The organism is Caballeronia sp. LZ062, assembly GCF_031450785.1.
Lineage (GTDB): Bacteria > Pseudomonadota > Gammaproteobacteria > Burkholderiales > Burkholderiaceae > Caballeronia.
This window is the reverse complement of the sequence record NZ_JARTWB010000003.1, coordinates 186,905-206,707: the sequence shown is the minus strand read 5'-3', so window position 1 is coordinate 206,707 and position 19,803 is coordinate 186,905. Positions and strand designations below refer to the sequence as shown.

The 19,803-nt window shown below is 63.6% G+C and carries 18 protein-coding genes; 14 read left to right on the top strand and 4 right to left on the bottom strand.

Features of this window, described 5'->3' with window-relative positions; all coding sequences use genetic code 11:
- Window positions 1–14 precede the first annotated feature (14 nt).
- From P9239_RS21125 to P9239_RS21110, 4 genes are read right to left on the bottom strand one after another with little or no spacing between them, the layout of a single operon-like run.
- The gene (locus P9239_RS21125; protein ID WP_309754509.1) at window positions 15–689 is read right to left on the bottom strand and encodes an ethyl tert-butyl ether degradation protein EthD; all 675 of its coding nucleotides are present in this window, start codon (window positions 687–689) and stop codon (window positions 15–17) included.
- A 2-nt stretch (window positions 690–691) separates the two neighbouring features.
- Window positions 692–1,207: a flavin reductase gene (locus P9239_RS21120; protein ID WP_309754507.1), complete on the bottom strand. Its 516-nt coding sequence runs from the start codon at window positions 1,205–1,207 to the stop codon at window positions 692–694.
- 28 nt (window positions 1,208–1,235) lie between these two features.
- A complete protein-coding gene (locus tag P9239_RS21115) occupies window positions 1,236–2,426 on the bottom strand; it encodes an acyl-CoA dehydrogenase family protein (protein WP_309754505.1) in 1,191 nt (396 codons plus the stop codon).
- A gap of 36 nt (window positions 2,427–2,462) precedes the next feature.
- A complete protein-coding gene (locus P9239_RS21110) occupies window positions 2,463–3,815 on the bottom strand; it encodes an MFS transporter (RefSeq protein ID WP_309754503.1) in 1,353 nt (450 codons plus the stop codon).
- Window positions 3,816–4,152: 337 nt separating this feature from the next.
- On the opposite strand from P9239_RS21110, the gene P9239_RS21105 reads away from it, so the two are divergent.
- The 14 genes from P9239_RS21105 (at window position 4,153) to P9239_RS21040 (ending at window position 18,879) form a co-directional block, all read left to right on the top strand.
- Complete coding sequence (locus tag P9239_RS21105) at window positions 4,153–5,355, top strand: porin (protein ID WP_309754501.1); 1,203 nt, start codon at window positions 4,153–4,155, stop codon at window positions 5,353–5,355.
- Window positions 5,356–5,544: 189 nt separating this feature from the next.
- Window positions 5,545–6,681 (top strand): muconate/chloromuconate family cycloisomerase, encoded by a 1,137-nt coding sequence (locus P9239_RS21100; RefSeq protein WP_309754499.1) that lies wholly within the window; start codon window positions 5,545–5,547, stop codon window positions 6,679–6,681.
- Window positions 6,682–6,705: 24 nt separating this feature from the next.
- The gene (catC, locus tag P9239_RS21095) at window positions 6,706–6,996 is read left to right on the top strand and encodes a muconolactone Delta-isomerase (protein ID WP_309754498.1); all 291 of its coding nucleotides are present in this window, start codon (window positions 6,706–6,708) and stop codon (window positions 6,994–6,996) included.
- Between the two features lie 67 nt (window positions 6,997–7,063).
- Window positions 7,064–7,999 (top strand): catechol 1,2-dioxygenase, encoded by a 936-nt coding sequence (catA, locus tag P9239_RS21090; protein WP_309754497.1) that lies wholly within the window; start codon window positions 7,064–7,066, stop codon window positions 7,997–7,999.
- 678 nt (window positions 8,000–8,677) lie between these two features.
- A complete protein-coding gene (gene atzF, locus P9239_RS21085; protein ID WP_309756658.1) occupies window positions 8,678–10,486 on the top strand; it encodes an allophanate hydrolase in 1,809 nt (602 codons plus the stop codon).
- A gap of 27 nt (window positions 10,487–10,513) precedes the next feature.
- Window positions 10,514–11,611, top strand: coding sequence for a BMP family ABC transporter substrate-binding protein (locus P9239_RS21080; RefSeq protein ID WP_309754495.1), 1,098 nt, complete (start codon window positions 10,514–10,516; stop codon window positions 11,609–11,611).
- A 24-nt stretch (window positions 11,612–11,635) separates the two neighbouring features.
- Complete coding sequence (locus P9239_RS21075) at window positions 11,636–12,751, top strand: ABC transporter permease subunit (protein WP_309754494.1); 1,116 nt, start codon at window positions 11,636–11,638, stop codon at window positions 12,749–12,751.
- Window positions 12,744–13,670 (top strand): ABC transporter permease, encoded by a 927-nt coding sequence (locus P9239_RS21070; RefSeq protein WP_309754492.1) that lies wholly within the window; start codon window positions 12,744–12,746, stop codon window positions 13,668–13,670. Before P9239_RS21075 ends, P9239_RS21070 begins: the two co-directional genes overlap by 8 nt.
- Before the next feature lie 44 nt (window positions 13,671–13,714).
- The gene (locus tag P9239_RS21065) at window positions 13,715–14,413 is read left to right on the top strand and encodes an isochorismatase family cysteine hydrolase (protein WP_309754490.1); all 699 of its coding nucleotides are present in this window, start codon (window positions 13,715–13,717) and stop codon (window positions 14,411–14,413) included.
- An 8-nt stretch (window positions 14,414–14,421) separates the two neighbouring features.
- Window positions 14,422–16,002 (top strand): ABC transporter ATP-binding protein, encoded by a 1,581-nt coding sequence (locus tag P9239_RS21060; RefSeq protein ID WP_404980125.1) that lies wholly within the window; start codon window positions 14,422–14,424, stop codon window positions 16,000–16,002.
- Window positions 16,003–16,020: 18 nt separating this feature from the next.
- Entirely contained in the window at window positions 16,021–17,019 is a 999-nt protein-coding gene (locus P9239_RS21055; RefSeq protein WP_309754486.1) for a formamidase, read from the top strand.
- Between the two features lie 4 nt (window positions 17,020–17,023).
- The gene (locus tag P9239_RS21050; RefSeq protein WP_309754484.1) at window positions 17,024–17,683 is read left to right on the top strand and encodes a cysteine hydrolase; all 660 of its coding nucleotides are present in this window, start codon (window positions 17,024–17,026) and stop codon (window positions 17,681–17,683) included.
- 9 nt (window positions 17,684–17,692) lie between these two features.
- The gene (hpxZ, locus tag P9239_RS21045) at window positions 17,693–18,115 is read left to right on the top strand and encodes an oxalurate catabolism protein HpxZ (RefSeq protein WP_309755530.1); all 423 of its coding nucleotides are present in this window, start codon (window positions 17,693–17,695) and stop codon (window positions 18,113–18,115) included.
- 53 nt (window positions 18,116–18,168) lie between these two features.
- Entirely contained in the window at window positions 18,169–18,879 is a 711-nt protein-coding gene (locus P9239_RS21040) for a GntR family transcriptional regulator (protein WP_309754482.1), read from the top strand.
- Window positions 18,880–19,803 lie beyond the last annotated feature (924 nt).

Here is a 19,803-nt window from a genome sequence, read left to right as displayed (position 1 = left end):
CCGCCATGCAGCGATCAATGTGTGGCGAGGTTACCGTATGTGCTGCGCATTGCAAAATGCGGCGTGCCTCCTTCGTAGGGCGGCAAAGCATGGAAGTCGCGGCGCATCAGGTCGCGCACTGGCGAAGCCAGCGCGTCGGCGAGGGCGGACGCGTCGTCGAAGACGACCTTGTTGCGCTGCATCGCATCCGCGCGCGCGCAAGGCAAACCGATGGTGCTTTCGATGCGCGTATAAATCTCCAGCTCGCGCAGTGCGGGCAACGTCGACATCAGCGGCGCGTGATGCTGGAGGTAGTGCGCGAGCCATGTGTCGAAGTCTTCGGCCGGGCCTTCGTACGCGACGAGATACGTACACCGCTGTGCGCGCGTTTCGCGTCCCGGCGTGGGTAACACGAGGGCTCGCACCGCCATGACTTGCTGCGTGAAGCGCTTCGCTAACGGCTGTGCTCGCAGTGCGCGGTGCACAGGCCCATCGCGGCTCGCGGCCGCTTCGAGGGTGGCGAGTTCATCGAAATAGAGCTGCAGGACGCACGAAGGCGCATCGGCCGCCGGCGCAATGCGCGGATCGACCGGTTGGATGATCGGCTCGTGCACGATCAGTTTGCGCAAGCCTTCGATGTCCTGAAACTGCGCACTATCGGCTAGCGATTCTCGTCCGCTTGGACCTATGAGGAACAGGCAGATTTGCATCGTCACGCCGCCTCGCAGGATGCTGCCCGCGCGAGCCGATGAAACTGCCGGCAGAAGTACACGAGGCCATCGCCGTCTTCGCATGAGCCGATGTGCTCGACCTGTACGAAAAGCACCGAATGCGAACCGACCTTCTTGCTGTCGACGATACGGCCTTCGAGACTCGCGATCGCGTCGTCGAGCACGGGAAGGTCCAGTGCGCCCGGCCGCGAGCCGCAGCGCGCGAAACGTTCGTCCATCGAGCATCCGTCCATGCCCGCGAACACGCGCGCTAGTTGCTGCGCGTGCGCGCCCAGCACGTTGATGCACGCTCGGCCGTTATTGAGCAGCACGTCGTGAACATAGCTCGATTGATTGATGCAGACGAGCATCGTCGGTGGCGTATCGGTCACCGAACATACGGCGCTTGCGGTGATACCGCATCGTCCGTGCGGGCCGTCGGTGGTGATGACGTTGACGGCCGCGCCGAGCGAGGCCATTGCGTTGCGAAACTGCGCGCGCGCTTGATCGTGAGTCATGGCTGATGTCCTTTCGGGGTTCGCGGGTTCAGGGATACGGCGTGACGGGCGGAATGCCGACGAAGATCGCGCCCGCTGCGTCGTAGTTGCCTTCGCCGAGGAACGCGTGCTGGGTGACGACGATCGAATCGCGTACCAGACGTTGCATCCGGTTCTCGCGATAGATCGCGCCGATGCCCGCCATCTTGTACGCTTGCATCACGATATCGGCGCAGGTGTGAGCCGCGTGCGTCGCGGACAGACGCAACAGGTTGGCTTCGGCGGGTAATACCGGATCGCCAGCGAGCACCGTGCGCCACGATGCTTCCGCGGACTCGAAGAAGAATGCCCGCGCGCTGCGCAGTTGCGCTTCCGCCTGCGCAAGCCCGGAACGATAGTAGGCGCGATCGGCAAGACGCGGCGCGCCGGTCGTGGTCTTCGTTACTCCGGACATTTCCGCCAGCAAGTCGAGCGCAGCGCGCGCCAGGCCGATGTTTACGGCAGCATGCACCTGCGCCTGATAGGCGACGGCGGGATACCGGTACAAGGGTTCATCGATCAGTGCCGTGCCGCCGCGCACGAAGGTCCATTGCTCCTCGACGTATTTGTCTTTCAGGCGCAGATCATGGCTGCCCGTGCCCTGCATGCCGACCACGTTCCAGTTGTCGACGATCTCGACTTCGCTCGCGGGGAAGACGGCAGTAAAGGGCTTGCCGGCGTTCTTGTCGTCCGCGCCGGCGGGTACGCCGCCGATTCCAACGCCGATCCAGTCCGCCCCCTTGCAGCCACTCGCGAAGCGCCACTGTCCCGACACCCGGAAGCCGCCGGGCGCACGTTCGGCCTTCTGCAGCGGATACAAGCCGCCCGCGAAAACCTGATCGGGACCGGTCGCATAGATCTGCGCCTGTGTCTCGACTGGCAGGGAGGCGAGGTACGTGTTGGCGGAGCCGAACGCCGCCACCCATGCGGTCGAACCGTCCGCGATCGCAATGCGTTCGAGCATCTCGAGGAAGCGCGCAGGCGGCAGTGCGTCGCCGCCGAAACGTTTGGGCGTGCTCGCGCGGAAGATGCCCGCGCGCTTCATCTTGCCGACCATGTCGCGCGGCACGTGAGACAGGGCGTCGAACTCGTCGCGGCGGCGCTCGACTTCTTCGATCAGCGCATCGAGCGACAGCGATCCGGCGTACTCGGGATAGTCGCTCTGCGAATCGATGATGGCTTCGCTTTGAAGGGCTTGCATAGCTGATACCTCTCGGTCAATGTGTGTCGGTGTCATTCATTCGGGCTGGCCACGAAGCGCGGCGCGCATTGCTTTGGGATACGTCTCGCGTGCGATCAACGTGGCAGCGACAGCGATGAGGCCCAGTACGCCCAGGTAGATGGCGACGGGCACGGCGCTGTGATAGTGGGCGAGCAGCGCGGTGGCGATCATCGGTGAGAGGCCGCCGCCGAGTACGGAAGAGACTTCGCGTCCGATGCCAAGTCCCGAGAAGCGCAGATGCACTGGCAACATCTCGCTGATGAACGCGGGCTGCGCGCCTTCGAGGATGCCGAGCGTGATGCTGTTCGCGAGAACGAGCGCCGCAACCACCTTCCAGTATTCGCCCGAGCCGAGCAGCGCGAAGTAGGGCCACGCGACGACCACGATGGCGATAGCGCCGGCGAGATACACCGGTTTGCGTCCGACCTTGTCGGTCATCCAGCCGAAGAAGAGCGACACGGGGATCATGAGCAGCATCGAGATGCACAGACCGCTCAGAATCCAGCTCGACTTGATGCCGAGGAACTGCCCATATGCGATCGAGAACGCGAAGAAGAGGTAGGACGCCGCGCCCTCGCCGAAGCGCAGGCCGAACACGGTGAGCACTTCGCGCGGACATTGGCGCAGTACTTCAATGACAGGCATGCGGCTTTCGTGGCGTGTCGCCTTCAATTCGGCGAATGCGGCGCTTTCTCCGACCGAGCGGCGCATCCACAAGCCGAGAAGAACGAGTGCGGCGCTCGCGAGAAACGGAAGGCGCCATCCCCAGCTCTGAAAATCGCCCGCCGGCAGGTTCTGCACCAGAAGGAACGCGCCGGTGGAAAGGACGAAGCCGAGTGCTGCGCCACAGGGGCTCCATGCCGCAAGTGCTCCGCGCTTCGATTGCGGCGCGTTCTCATGAATCAGCAAGATACTGCCGCTCCATTCGCCGCCGGCAGCCAGTCCCTGAAGAATGCGCAGCAGAACCAGCATCACGGGCGCCGCAATGCCGACCTGCTGATACGTCGGCAAAACGCCCATCAAAACCGTGGCGGTACCCATCGTAAGCAGCGTGAGCATCATCACGGCCTTGCGGCCGTAACGGTCGCCGATATGTCCGCATAGCACGCCGCCGATGGGTCGCGCGATGAAGCCGACCGTGAAGCCGCCGAATGCGGCGATGGTGCCCGTGAGCGGATCAGTGCCGACCGGAAAGAACAGCTTGCCGAGGACGAGCGCGGCAGCCGTTCCATACAGAAAGAAGTCGTACCACTCGAGGATCTGCCCGAGTACTGCAGTAGTGACCGCACGGCGCACGGTGCTTGTGGGACGGGCGGCTCGGCTTTGAGTGAGCGTGCCCAAATCGGGGTTCAGAGCTTCAGGGTTCATGGTGGGGAAGACATGAGGTGATGGTTCCCGCTTCCCTGATGCTCTAGAAGCGGCGCGAGTCGTATCGATGCGATGTGCCCACGATATGAGCGTCGATAACCGCGGTCAAATTCGAGACAAAAATGCACGACATGAATCTGGTGCATGTGCCTTTGCGTGCCGTACGTGATAACCCTTGCTTTGAATGACATATCGATCGCGCTTATCGACGGTCATGCTTTTGGCTTATTTGCCGTGTGAAACAGGCGACCGCAGACTGCGTGGCGCTTCTCCTTCAACTCCGCAATGAGCCTTTATTGCGTCATTCAATAGAACGACTCGCATGGAACCCGCACGTATGAGACTCGCCTTGGCAACTTCTCTCGCGCTGCTTGCAGTTGCAGGCACGGCGCAGGCACAAACCGCGGTGACGCTGTACGGCATCGTCGACGATGGCTTTAACTGGACCTCGAACTCCGGCGGTCACAATCTCTACAACCTGTCGAGCGGCGTCATGCAGGCAAGCCGCTGGGGGCTGAGGGGTAGGGAAGAGCTTGGCGGCGGGCTCGCTGCGCTGTTCGTACTCGAGAACGGCTTCGATCCCAACAACGGCTCGCTTGCACAGAAGAATCGCGGCAGCACCCAGGGCCTGATGTTCGGTCGCCAGGCGTACGTGGGCTTGTCCAGCGCTTTTGGCACCCTGTTGCTTGGTCGTCAATACGATTCGGTCGTGGACTATGTGGGCCCGTTCGAGTCCGGGACCCAGTGGGCGGGATATATCGGCGCGCATCCAGGCGATCTGGACAATCTCAATAACGCATATCGCGTGAACAACGCGATCAAGTTCATTAGTAAGGCGTACTACGGCGTGTCGTTCGGCGGCGTCTACAGTCTGGGTGGCGTGGCAGGCGCGGTTTCCCGCAATCAGCTGTGGTCCCTCGGGGTGGGCTATGCGAACGGGCCGCTTACGCTGGGCGTCGCATACCTGAACGCGCGCAACCCGAACGTCGGCTTCTTCGGCGACAACGGCGCAAGCACGCCGGCCACTGCGAGCGCGAACTTCATCTCGTCGCCGGTGTATAGCGGCTATGCATCGGCGCGAACTTATCAAGTCGTCGCGGCTGGCGCCGCTTACGCATTCGGCCCCGCCACGCTGGGCGCCACGTATTCGAACGTGCAGTTCAAGAACCTCGGCGACACGGTGAACTCCGGACCTAATCCACGCGGCTACGCCGGCAATGCAATCTTCAACAACGTGGAAGTGAACTTGAAGTATCAAATCACCCCCGCGCTCGTGCTCGGCGCGGCGTTCGACTACACGAATGGCGGCGACGTGGATTCGGCCACCGGCAACAATCCGGGCGCGAAGTATTACCAGGGCGCCCTTGGCGCCGACTACTTTCTGTCGAAGCGCACTGACGTATATGTGATCGGCGTCTATCAGAAGGCATCGGGCACCGACTCAACCGGCGCGGCGGCCGTTGCCGCAATCAACAACCTCACGCCATCGACAAGTGATCGTCAAACCACAGTCCGCGTGGGCATTCGCCACAAGTTCTGAAGGGCACCGGCGATGGCACCTATGCGTCATTCATTTCATTGATGACGTACGCGACATTTGATCTATTTGACCGATGCGTGCCGGCGAATTAATTTGTCTCCTCAACCCACGCGGGCCGCAACGAGCAATATGCGCGCGGCGAGCCTGGACAGCGCCGGCGTCACCCTTGCACTTATGGAGCCTATCGCCATGACTTCAGCGACGATCGAACGCATCGAAACCTGTCTCGTCGACTTGCCGACGATTCGCCCCCACAAGCTTTCCGTCGCCACCATGCACGGGCAGACGCTGATGCTGGTGAAGGTGTTCTGCAGCGACGGCGTCGTCGGCATTGGCGAAGGCACGACCATCGCCGGCATGGCCTATGGTCCGGAGAGCCCCGAGTCGATGAAGCTCGCCACCGATGCGTATCTCGCGCCCGCATGCATCGGCCGCGATGCGACGCGTGTGCAGGCGCTCATGGCCTATCTCGGCAAGCTCGTGCGGGTCAATCACTTCTCGAAGAGTGCGCTGGAAACCGCGCTGCTCGACGCGCAGGGAAAGCGCCTCGGCGTCCCCGTTAGCGAACTGCTGGGCGGCCGGCATCGCGACCGTCTGCCGGTCGCCTGGACGCTCGCATCGGGCGATACGAACAAGGACATCGCGGAAGCAGAGATGATGCTCGAGCGCCGTCGCCACAAAATCTTCAAGCTGAAGATCGGCGCAAGGGAAATCGAGGCAGACATCGAGCATGTCGCCGGCATCAAGCGTGCGCTCGGAGAACGCGGGTCCGTGCGGGTCGACGTCAACATGGCGTGGAGTGAAACGCAGGCTGCGCGAGCGATACCCGCGCTCGTCGATGCCGGCTGCGAGTTGGTCGAGCAGCCGGTTCCATCCACGGCGGCGCTCGCGCGCCTGATGCGCCGTTTCCCCGTCGCATTGATGGCCGACGAAGTCCTGCAAGGTTCCGAAAGCGCTTTCCAGATTGCGAAGCAGGCAGGTGCCGACGTCTTCGCAGTCAAGATCGAGCAAAGCGGCGGTCTCTTCGCGGCACAACGTGTGGCCGCCATCGCCGATGCGGCGGGAATCGAGCTTTACGGCGGCACCATGCTGGAAGGCGCGGTCAGCACCATTGCATCGGCACAGCTCTTCGCGACCTTGCCCAATCAGCATTGGGGCACCGAGCTCTTCGGCCCGCTGCTCATCACCGAAGAGATTCTCGTCGAGCCGCTGGATTACAGCGACTTCGAACTGACCGTGCCGAGCGGCGCGGGCCTCGGCATCGAGGTGGACGAAGCCCGCATCAAACGCTTCACACGCGACGGACATGTCGCGGTCATCAAGTAAGCCAACATCCGACGAGAGGACGCAATGCTTTTCCACGTACGCATGGATGTGAAACTTCCGCTGGATATGCCCGCCGAGATGGCAAACGCGGTCAAGGCGCGCGAGAAAGCCTATTCGCAGGACTTGCAGCGCAGCGGCAAGTGGCGGCACATATGGCGCCTCGCGGGCGAGTACGCGAACTTCAGCATCTTCGACGTCCAGAGCAATGCCGAACTGCACGACATTCTCACTGCGCTGCCGTTGTTTCCGTACATGCGCATCTCGGTGACGCCGTTGTGCCGTCATCCGTCGTCCGTTCGCGAAGACGACGCGTGAGTCCGAGCGTCGCGTCGCACAACAGCCAGGCAGCGTCGTAGCCCCAATACCCTAAGGAGACAACATCGTGAGCGTCAAAGTTTTCGATACCAAGGAAGTTCAGGACCTGCTTTCGGCAGCGGCCAATCTCGGCAGCGAGCAGGGCAATGGCCGTGCGAAGCAGATCACTCATCGGCTGCTGAGCGATCTGTTCAAGGCCATCGACGATCTCGATATGACGCCCGATGAAATCTGGGCGGGCGTGAACTACTTCAACCGGCTCGGTCGCGACGGAGAAGCGGCCTTGCTCGCAGCAGGCCTCGGTCTCGAGAAGTTTCTCGACATTCGCATGGATGCGCAGGATCGTCACGCAGACATTCACGGCGGCACACCGCGCACCATCGAAGGTCCGTTGTATGTGGCGGGTGCGCCGTTGCATGATGCGGTTGCAAAGATCGACGTCGATCCCGACGAAGCCGCCGGGCCGCTCATTGTTCGCGGCACCGTGACGGGTCCCGATGGCAAGCCCGTCGCGAATGCCGTCGTGGAGTGCTGGCATGCGAACTCGAAAGGCTTCTACTCGCATTTCGACACAACCGGCGCCCAGAGTGACTTCAACCTGCGCGGCGCGGTGCGGACGGGACCGGACGGCAAGTACGAGTTCCGCACGCTCATGCCCGTAGGCTACGGATGCCCGCCTCACGGTTCGACGCAACAGTTGCTGAACGTGCTCGCGCGGCATGGCAATCGTCCGGCACACGTCCATTTCTTCGTGACGAGCGACAACTTCCGCAAGCTGACGACGCAGATCAACATCGAGGGCGACCCGCTAATCTGGGATGACTTCGCGTACGCCACGCGCGAGGAACTGATCCCTCACGTCGTCGAGAAGACGGGTGGCGCTGCGCTCGGTCTTAAGGACGACGTCTACAAGGAGATCGAGTTCGATATCGCGCTGACACGCCTCGTCGAAGGCAAGGACAATCAACTTGTCAGTCGTCAGCGCACGTCCGCGACGGCATGAGTCCGCGAAGCGACGGCTAGCTGCCGTCGCGTGTGATCTCGCGATGATGTGTATTTCGCCAGCGCCGACCAGACTTCATCCCGGCACATCATGACCGATCGAGGTCGGTCTTCACTGCACGCGCATCTTCTATCTCCCGAACGCGCAGTATCGAAGATGACATGCGCGTCCACTGCCGCACGTCACGCCATGTATCGCTCGTGCGCTGCTGACAGGCGGCGTAATCCGGCAAGCCCGCCAGCACAATCGCGCGAACGCATGCGGCGAGCGATCGACCGCGGCGCTTCTTTCGCGCAGCCACTGGAGGCGAATGTTGACGACTTCAACCCATTAACGTGCCAATCGCTGTTCCCGGCATTCCGCCGGGCTTTCTCGCGACGCGCCACGTTGCGTGCTGTCCGACAAAGCGCAATTCACCTACGAGTTGTTCGATCGGCAGGTGCAACTTAGAGACTCGCCACGACAGCCGCGGCTAATTGCATCGCGACATGTACGTTCCGTCAGTGCACTCCTAAAGGGATTAGACGCACCGTCGCTGGCCGCTTCGTGACCTCGAATGGGTCAGCCCGCATCGACATCTATCGGCCGCATCGCACCAAGTCGTTGATTCGCAACCGATAAGCTCGCTTGGCACGGACAGTGCATTGTGAGTTCGAACTTGTATTCAAGATTGAACTCATGGAAGCGTCCGTGGCTGATATCCCGATCACTGTCCGCTCACTCATCGAAGCGTACGCACGCGGCGATATCGATCCGTTGCAGGTCGTCGCTTCGACGCTCGCGCGTATCGAAGCCAGCGACCGCCCCGAGGCCTGGACGTTCGTCGTTTCCGCATCCGCACTCGAAGCCACGGCGGCGGCGCTCGCACGCGAACTCGCAGACATCGGCGCTGCGCTATTGGCGCGCAAGCCGTTGTTCGGCGTGCCGTTCGCGGTCAAGGACAATATCGACATCGCGGGACTGCCGACGACCGCCGCGTGTCCCGCGTTCGCTTATACGCCGGACGAGACCGCGTTCGCCGTGCAGCGTTTAATCGATGCGGGCGCGATCCTGATCGGCAAGACGAACCTCGACCAGTTCGCGACCGGCCTCGTCGGCACGCGCTCGCCCTTCGGCGCCGTGCGACAAGTCGATCACCCGGACTATGTCTCGGGCGGATCGAGTTCGGGTTCGGCTGTGACGGTGGCGCAAGGCATCGTCGCGTTCTCGCTTGGCACTGACACCGCCGGATCGGGCCGCGTGCCGGCGGGCTTCAATGGCATCGTCGGACTGAAGCCGACGCTCGGGCTCGTCAGCAAGCGCGGCGTCGTACCGGCGTGCAGGAGCCTCGACACACTCTCGATCTTCGCGCACGACGTCGGCGATGCGTGGCTGGTTCTGCAACAGATGGCCGCTTTCGACGCGCTCGACGGTTACTCGCGCCGTGTCGCATCGCTCGGCTTGCTGCGGGATGCGCCACGCGTGGCGATACCCGATACGCTCGAATTCTTCGGCGACACGCAAGCGGCCGATGCCTTCGCCGCCACGCTCGACAGATTGGAAATGACACCCGCGACGTTCTCCTTCGCGCCGATGCAGCGCGCCGCCGCGCTGCTCTACGACGGTCCGTGGGTCGCGGAACGCCGCGCGGCGTTGGGCGATTTCTTTACGTCGAATCACGGCGATATCGATCCGACCGTCGCAAAAGTGATCGGCAAGGCCGATGCATTCTCCGCCGCCGATGCCTTCGACGGCCAGTACGCACTCATGCTGCTCAGGCGCGAAACCGAAGCACTGTTCGAAGGCACCGACGTGCTCATCGTTCCGACGACGCCGACGCATCCGACCATCGCGAGTGTGCGGGCCGATCCAGTGGAGATGAACAGCCGTCTCGGCGTCTACACGAACTTCGTCAATCTGCTCGATCTGTGCGCGCTCGCCGTGCCCGGCGTCGCGCGCGCCGATGGCTTGCCCGCCGGCATCACACTGATCGGACCGGCGGGAGCCGATCAGCGGCTCGCGGTTCTGGCCGCGCGCATCGAGGCGCTTCTGAACAACGCTGCGCGCGACGCGGTCATCGATCCCTTGCCGATTCAGGAGCCTGTCGTCACGCTCGCCGTCGTCGGGGCGCATCTGCGCGGCATGCCGCTCGAATGGCAGATGAGGCAGGCGGGTGCCCGCTTCGTCGAAGAAAGCGTGACGTCGCCGGATTACAAGCTCTTCGCGCTTGCCGAGACGGTGCCGCCCAAGCCGGGCCTCGTGCGCACGCGCGGGGAAGGCGGCGCGATCGCCATCGAACTATGGGAGATGCCCGTGCGCAGCTTCGGCGCATTCGTCGCGGCGATTCCCGCGCCGCTCGGCATCGGCACGATCACGACCGGCGATGGCCGCGAGGTCAAAGGCTTCATCTGCGAACCCGCCGCCGTCGCGCCGGAAAGCGGCGCACGCGACATCACTTCGTTCGGCGGCTGGCGCGCGTACCGGCACAGCGTCGCATCCCCACTCTGACCATCCATTCACACAGGAAGCCACACCATGACCAATCGCCGCCAGTTCATCAAGGGCGCGGGCGCGCTCGCGCTCGGCAGCGCCTTGCCGTTCGATCTCGCGTTCGGCGCGAGCAACCTCACCGTCGGCGTGATCTATGTCGGCGCCAAGGGCGATTACGGCTACAACCAGGCGCAGGCGCAGGCCGCGGCGGTCATCCGCAAGATGCCGGGCGTGAAAGTGGTCGAGGAAGAGAACGTGCCCGAGACCGTTGCCGTGCAAAAGACCATGGAAGCGATGATCGAGCAGGACGGCGCGACGCTGATATTCGCGACCTCGTTCGGCTATTTCGATCCGCACGTGCTCAAGATGGCCGCGAAGTATCCGAAGGTCCGGTTCGCACATTGCGGCGGTCTGTGGAAGCAGGGCGACCCGTCGAATATCGCGAGTTACTTCGGCTATATCGATGAGTGCCAGTACCTCAACGGCGTCGTCGCTGGTCACGCGAGCAAGAGCAAGAAGCTCGGCTTCGTCGCCGCCAAGCCGATCCCGCAAGTACTACGAAACATCAACGCGTTCACGCTCGGCGCGCAATCGGTCGATCCGTCGATCACGACGCATGTCATCTTCACCGGCGACTGGTCGATGCCGGTCAAGGAGGCGGAAGCGGCGAACAGTCTCGTCGATCAGGGATGCGACGTGCTCACCTGCCACGTCGATGGCCCGAAGGTCGTCATCGAAACAGCGGAGAAACGCGGCGCGATGAGCTGCGGTTATCACGCGAGCCAGGCCGCGCTTGCGCCGAAGGGTTATCTGACCGGAGCGGAGTGGGACTGGCAGACGCCGTTCAAGGAAATCGTCACCGATGCGCAGACCGGCAAGCCGCAAGCGAACATCCTGCGCGGCGGCCTCAAGCAAGGCTTCGTGAAGATGTCGCCCTATGGCGCGAAGGTCACGCCGGACGCCCGCACCAACGCCGATGCGATCAAGTCGAAGATGGCGGCGGGCGAATATGTCATCTTCAAAGGCCCGTTGAAGGACAACAAGGGCGGCAGCGCCATCGCGTCCGGCACCGCTTACGCACAGACGGATATCAAGCTGGAGAGCATGAACTATCTCGTCTCGGGCGTGGTCGGGCAGATCTGACTGGGTTCGCGAAGCGGAGCTGAGATGCCATCTTCTTCCTTGTTATCGCGCGCAGCCGTCGGCGCATTGCCCGCGTTACCGACGCTGTGCGCGCTCGCCGGCACGCTGGTGCTGTTCTCGTTGTTTCTGCTCGTGCAGGGCCAACCCGCCTACGATGCGCTGGTGCTGATCGCGCAGGGCGCGTTCGGCTCGTCGTTCGCATGGCAGAGCACGTTGTTGCGCGCCGCTCCGTTGATGCTCACGGCGTTGTGCGTCGCGCTGCCCGCGCAAGTCGGACTGATCGTGATCGGGGGTGAAGGCGCGCTCGCGCTCGGCGGACTGGCGTCGGCCGTCGTGGCGGCGCGTGTGCCCGCCGCGATGCCGTGGTTCGCCGCCGCACCGCTGATGGCGCTTGCCGCCATGCTCGCGGGCGGCGTGTGGATCGGCGCGGTCGGGGCGATGCGGCAACTTCGCGGCGTCAACGAGACCATCAGCAGCCTGTTGATGTCGTATATTGCGATTGCCCTGTTCAAGCATCTCGTCGAAGGGCCGTTGCGCGATCCCGCGAGCCTCAACAAGCCGTCGACGCCACCGGTCCCCGATGCGCTTGCCATCGGTTCGCTGCCCGGACTCGACGTGCACTGGGGCCTGTTCTGGGGCGCGCTCGCGTGCATCGCGGCATGGGTCTTCGTGCGTCACAGCACCAAGGGCTTCGCGATGCGCGTCGCGGGCGGCAACAATCATGCGGCGAAGCTCGTCGGCTTACCGGTGAACAGACTCGCCATCGCTGCATGCGCGATGGGCGGCGCGGCAGCGGGTCTCGCCGGCATGTTCGAAGTCGCGGCAGTGCAGGGCAGTGCGAACGCCTCGCTGCTCGCGGGCTATGGCTATGCAGGCATTCTCGTCGCGTTCGCGGCGCGCCAGAATCCGCTTGCCATCGCGTTGTGCGCGGTCCTCGTCGGCGGCATCGAAGCGAGTGGGTCGCTCTTGCAGCGCCGTCTGGGCTTGCCCGACGCCACCACGCTCGTCTTGCAGGGTCTCCTGTTCGCGAATCTGCTCGCGTGGGAAGCGATGGGCGGCCGTCTCGCGGCATGGCGCATCCGCTTGCAGGCGATATCGACCGCGCGTTCTGCTTCGGGACTGGAGGGCACCCATGTTTGATGCACATTCACCCGTTGCCGTGCTCTTGCTGTCGCTCTTTGCGGGCGCTATCCGCGTCAGCACGCCCTATCTGTTCGTGAGCATCGGTGAATGCCTGACGGAGAAGGGTGGCCGCGTCAATCTCGGGCTTGAAGGCATTCTCGTTTCCGGCGCGATGACCGGTTATGCCGCCGCGTACCTCTCCGGTTCGCCGTGGCTCGGCGTGCTCGCCGCCGGCTGCGCCGGGCTGCTGCTCGGCTGCCTCCACGGTCTCGTGTGCTCGCTGCCGCGCGTGTCGGATATTGCATTCGGCATTGCGCTGATGCTCGCCGGCACCGGCCTCGCGTTCTATCTCGGCAAGCCGTTCATCGAGCCGCAGGCGCCGATGCTGCCGTCGATCGACCTCGGCGCATGGACGTCGTCGCCGCAGTTGCACAACGCGCTGCATGTGAATCCGCTGTTCATCGCTGGTGTGCTGCTGGCTTTCGCCTTGCAATGGGGTTTGCGTCATACGCGCTGGGGTTTGGCGCTGCGTCTCGTCGGCGAGAATGCCGAAAGCGCCCGCGCGATGGGTTACCCGATCACGCGCGTGCGCATTCTCGCGACAACCGCCGGCGGCTTTTTCGCGGGTGTCGGCGGCGCGTATCTGTCGCTCGTGTATCCGGGCAGCTGGAACGAAGGCCTGTCGAGCGGACAAGGGCTGATGGCCGTCGCGCTCGTCATCTTCGCGCGCTGGCAGCCGTTGCGGTGCCTGTGGGCCGCGTTGATCTTCGGAGCCGCGGGCGCGCTGGGGCCGGCGCTTCAGGCGATCGGCGTCACAAGCGGCTACTACCTTTTCAACGCCGCGCCCTATGTGCTGACGCTCGCCATCATGCTCGTCAACTGCCGGCCGGACCGCACGCTCGCCGGCGCGCCCGGCGAACTCAGCCTCACTCGTTGATTCACTCGTTGATCCACTCGTTGATCAAATCGCGGAGCGAACCCATGACCCGCTTCATCGAAGCACGGCCCTATCCGTGGCCTTACGACGGCAACCTGCTCCCCACGAACACCGCGCTCGTCATCATCGACATGCAGACGGATTTCTGCGGCGTCGGCGGTTATGTGGACAAGATGGGCTACGACCTCTCGATGACGCGCGCCCCCATCGAGCCGATCAAAAACGTCCTCACGCTGATGCGCGAGCAGGGCTTCACGATCATCCACACGCGCGAGGGGCATCGGCCGGATCTCTCGGACCTGCCCGCCAACAAGCGATGGAGAAGCCGCCGCGCGGGAACGCAAGGCGTGGGCATCGGCGATGAAGGACCGTGCGGAAGAATCCTCGTGCGCGGCGAACCGGGCTGGGAAATCATCGACGAACTGAAGCCGGTAGATGGCGAGATCGTCATCGACAAGCCGGGCAAAGGCTCGTTCTGCGCCACCGACCTCGAAATGGTGCTGCGCACGCGCGGCATCGTCAATCTGGTGCTGACCGGCATCACGACGGACGTCTGCGTCCACACGACGATGCGCGAAGCGAACGACCGCGGCTTCGAGTGCACGATTCTGGCGGACTGCTGCGGCGCGACCGACCGGGGCAACCACGACGCGGCGCTCAACATGGTGCTGATGCAGGGCGGCGTGTTCGGCACGGTGTCCGATTCAAAGGCGCTGCTTGCCGCGCTGGGAAGCCGGCCATGAATGCTTCGATGAGGGCGATGGGCGTCGAAGTGCTAGGCGCGACGAAACGCTTCGGCGCCTTCACCGCGCTCGACGGCGTGACGCTCAGGGTGCGCGCGGGCACCGTCCATGCGCTGCTCGGCGAGAACGGCGCGGGCAAGAGCACGCTCGTGAAAGGGCTCGTCGGCTATGGCGTGCTCGACGACGGCGAGATTATCGCGGATGCGCGGCAGGTGAAGATCGCGTCGCCGCGCGATGCGCAGGCGCTCGGCATTGGCATGGTCTATCAGCATTTCACGCTGGCGGCGGGCTTGTCGGTGGAAGAAAATTTGCTGCTCGCGCGCGGACGTCTGCCGTGGAAGATCGACTGGGCGAAGGAACGCGCGGCGCTCCAAGCCTTCATGCGGTCGATGCCCTTCCGTCTGCCGCTCGACGCGCCGGTCGCCGGTCTTGCCGCAGGCGAAAAGCAGAAGCTCGAAATCCTGAAGCAGCTGTATCTCCAGCAGCGTTTTCTGATTCTCGACGAACCGACTTCCGTGCTGACGCCGCAGGAAGCCGACGAAGTGCTCGGCCTGATGCGCGATCTCGCCGCGCGCGGCGAACTGACGGTGCTGATGATCACGCACAAGTTCCGGGAAGTGATGGCCTACGCCGATGACGTCACCGTGCTGCGCAAAGGCCGGCTCGTCGGCACGAGCGCGGTGGCGGACACGAGCCGCGACCGGCTCGCGGCATGGATGATGGGCGGCGAAGCCGCATCGGACGATCCAGAACTGGTCCAGACGCGGCCTGCACGAAAGCCTTGTCCGTCGGATGCGCCCGTGCGCCTCGCGTTGCGAAACCTGAGCGTCATCGACGATCGCGGACATGCTGCGGTGCGCGAAGTCTCGCTCGCGGTGAAGTCGGGCGAGATCCTCGGCATCGCGGGCGTATCGGGCAACGGACAAAAGGAATTGATCGAGGCGCTCGTCGGCCAGCGGCGCGTCGTGGCGGGCGAGATGCGCATGCACGGCAAGCCGTATCGCGCGACGCGGGCGGAAATGACGCGGCTGCGCGTGTTCGCGCTGCCCGAGGAACCGTTGCGAAACGCCTGCGTCGCGAACATGAGCGTTGCGGATAACCTCGCGCTGCGGGACTTCGATCGCGCGCCGATGAAGCGCCACGGCTGGCGGCTCGATCGCCGCGCGATGCGCGAGCGGGCCGAACGGCTCATCGCCGAATTCAACGTCAGGCCGCCGGTGCCTGCCCGCGCCATCGGCACGCTGTCGGGCGGCAACGTGCAGCGCGCGGTGCTCGCGCGCGAACTCGGACAGGCGGTCGATGTGCTGATCGTCGCGAATCCGGTGTTCGGGCTCGACTTCGCATCGGTGGCGGACATTCACGCGCGCATCCTCGCCGCACGCGATAGCGGCGCGGCCGTGCTGCTCGTCAGCGAAGACCTCGATGAACTGCTGGAACTGGCGGACCGCATCGCGGTGATCGCGGAAGGCCGGCTCGTTCATGAAACGGCTGCAAGCGGCGCGGATCGCGTCGCGTTGGGAAGACACATGGCAGGCCACGTCGAAAGCGCCACGCGCGATACGTCCGTGCCCGTCACCGTCCACGCATAAAGAAAGGAGCAAGGAAGAATGAGTTCGAGCGGTCTCGGTGGGTTGAACAAGTCGCCGCAAGGCATCGTCGTGGGACTCGTGCAGTTGCAGAATCCGGATGTGGCGACGCCTGCGCAGCTCGCCGCGCAGACGCGGCGCATCGTCGAGATGGTGGGCAAGGCGCGGCGCAACAATCCGGCGATGGATCTCGTCGTGTTCCCCGAATACATGCTGCACGGTCTGTCGATGAGCACCGACGACGCCATCATGTGCTCGCTCGACGGCCCCGAAGTGGCGGCATTCAAGGCGGCCTGCGTCGAGCATCGCATCTGGGGATGCTTCTCCATCATGGAGCGCAATCCGGGCGGCAATCCGTATAACAGCGGCATCATCATCGACGATCAGGGCGAGATCGCGCTGTACTACCGCAAGATGCATCCGTGGGTGCCGGTCGAGCCGTGGGAGCCGGGCAATGTCGGCGTGCCGGTGTGCATCGGGCCGAAGGGCGCGAAGCTCTCGCTCATCATCTGTCACGACGGCATGTTTCCGGAGATGGCGCGCGAAGCCGCGTACAAGGGCGCGGAGATCATTCTGCGCACGGCCGGTTATACCGCGCCGATCCGGCATGCATGGAAGATCACCAATCAGTCGAACGCGTTCCAGAATCTCGCGCAGACCGCGAGCGTGTGTCTGTGCGGCAGCGACGGCACCTTCGACTCGATGGGCGAGGGCATGTTCTGCGATTTCGACGGCGCGGTGATGGTGGAAGGCAGCCATCGTCCCGACGAAATCATCACGTGCGAAATGCGGCCCGATCTCGTGCGCGAAGCGCGCATTCACTGGGGCGTCGAGAACAACATCTATCAGTTGGGGCATCGCGGCTATGTGGCCGTGAAGGGCGGCGCGCAGGATTGCCCGTACACGTTCATGCAGGACATGGTGCGCGGGGAATATCGCTTGCCGTGGGAAGCGGATGTCGTCGTCACGGACGGCACGCCGTGCGGGTTTCCGGCGCCCGAACGACGCTACGAGCGGTGACGCCGTGCCGACCATCACGCGCGCCCGGCCGGCGCCGTTCATCTTCGAGGCGTCGCATACCGCGTTGATCGTCATCGACATGCAGCGCGATTTCATCGAGCCCGGCGGCTTCGGCGAAGCGCTCGGCAACGATGTGTCGCTGCTCGCGTCGATTGTGCCGACGGTGGCGCGGCTCATCGACCACGCGCGCAACGAGCGCTGGCTCGTTGTGCATACGCGCGAGTCGCATGCGCCGGATCTTTCTGATTGTCCCGCTGCGAAGCGGCTGCGCGGCGCACCGCAGGCGCGCATCGGCGATATGGGACCGATGGGCCGCATCCTCGTGCGCGGCGAGCCGGGCAACGCCATCGTCGATGAGCTTGCGCCCGTCGCGAACGAGCTGGTGATCGACAAGCCGGGCAAAGGCGCGTTCTATGCGACGCGTCTCGGCGAAGAACTGGCGCAACGCGGCATCACGCATCTGGTCTTCGCGGGCGTGACGACCGAAGTGTGCGTGCAGACGAGTATGCGGGAAGCGAACGACCGCGGCTACGAATGCGTGCTGATCGAGGATGCGACGGCGAGCTACATTCCCGCGTTCAAGACCGCGACGATCGAGATGATTCGCTCGCAAGGCGGTATCGTCGGATGGACGGCGACACTTGCCGATCTAAAGGAAGCCTGACCCATGACGATGGAAGTGAACCGCCCGGATATCGTAGCTGAAGTGGAGCGGGCGTTCGTTGCATATGAACGGGCGCTCGTCGATAACGATATCGCCACGATGAACGCGCTCTTCTGGCACGCGCCGCAAACGGTGCGCTACGGCATCGCGGAAGTGCAGCATGGCGGCGATGCCATTCGCCAGTGGCGCGAGACCTGTGCGCCGGTGCCTCGTTCCCGGCGGCTGCATCGCACGGTGGTGACGACATTCGGCGCAGATCATGCCACGGTGAGCACCGAGTTCACGAGCGACGCGACGCCCTTGCTTGGCCGCCAGATGCAGACATGGGCGCGGCTTTCGGACAGGACGAACGCATTCGCGGGATGGATGATCGTCGCCGCGCACGTGAGCTTGATCGAAACGCCCAGAGGAAGCCCTTCGATTAGCCTTTGAGCAACCCTTCGAGCAGCCCTTGCAGGAGACCCGGAATCGAATCGTCCAAACTCATGGAACGCGCCACCGTGCGCGTCATTCAGGCCGCGAATCCGCTCGCCGAACAGGTGTACCAGCGGCTGAAGCAGGACATCTTCAACTTTCGCCTGTTTCCGGGCGACCGGTTCTCCGAGACGGACATTGCGCAATACTACGGCGTGTCCCGCACGCCGATGCGCGATGCGCTGTTTCGCCTGTTGCGCGAAGGCTATCTGGAAGTGGGTTTCAGGCGCGGTTGGAAGGTGTCCGAGATCGACTTCGCGCAGCTCGACCAACTCTATGATTTGCGGATCGTGCTCGAGACCGCTTCGCTCGACAAGCTCGCGTCGACTGCGCCGCCACATCCGCACATCGGTGCGCTGAAGGCCGTGTGGTGCGTGCCGCCCGAGGCGCGCGAAACCGATCCCGTCGCGATGTTCAGCATGGACGAGGACTTCCATCGCGGACTCGTTCGCGCAAGCGGCAACGGCGAGATGCTGCGCGTGCACGACGAAGTGACGGAGCGCATCCGCATCGTGCGCCGTCTGGATTTTCTGAAGCCGCACCGCACCAGCGCAACTTACGAGGAACACGCGAAGATGCTTCGCTTCATCGACCGTGGCAAGTGCGGTGAAGCGGCCATGCTGCTGCGCTCGCACATCACGCAGAGCAAGCTGGAGGTGCGGAAGATCACCGTATCGATGCTGGCGCAGGCGCGTGAGCGCAAGCTGCCGTTCGTAGGCTGAGCGCCTGCAAAGTTAGGGCGCTTTCTGCTTTCTGCTTTCGTGGACGTGCATTTGCCGTTCTATCAGGTGTGGCCGCGCAATGTCCGCCGTGGCATGGTGGTTATCTGCATTGCGTATCGGAGCATTGGCAGGCGACTTCTCGGCGAGCTCATCACGCTGCCTCGTCTTTCACGTCATAGGTTCTAATTCAATGAAGTCGCTCATACTCAAGATATTTCGTGCGCCGAGCGGGCAATGGTCCGGGCATCTGATCGTCAATGGAGACGTGATCGGTGGGATTAGTGGTTGCGCGAGCCCAGAGATTGTCAGGCTCGCAGTTAGCGAACAGGGGTTTGAACCCGAACATGTGGAGGTGGAGGCGGCGGCCGAATAGGTCACGCGGATTTGAAGTACAGCTCTTTGGAACTCAGTTCGGAAGATGCTGCTGGCGAGTCAGCCGCGGGGTCACGTTCGCGTTGAGCCAAATCCTTAATCAGTCGCTGACTGGGTGCGGCTCGGTAAGCACTTGCGCCTCGCAATGTGGTTTGCCCTCTGACGCATGGCAGGCCAGAACGCGGTCGCCGAATTCGGACGGGCGATGTTGCGCTATTCGTCGGTTCGAAAGCGAAACACCGTCCCGCTTACCGATTTCCCGAGCTTCGCGTCCCTCTTATGCGAACGTCAGGACCGTCCTGACGTCGCTTGCCGGACGTTGCAAAACATGTCCATTCACAATGCCCGGACGCCACGTTCGATCCGGCTAGCGGCCGCTCAACGCGAAATGTGGTGACGCCCGCTTCGCATTCAGCGGGCGCGGCACGCTTTGAGCAGGACAAGGCAAGCGCTGCCGGTCGGTTCTCTCGTCAAGAGGATGCACGCCGGGCGACGGCGTGCTCTTCGAGGCTCGTTGAAACGGTACCGCGAGTGCCGCGCATTAAGCCTTTG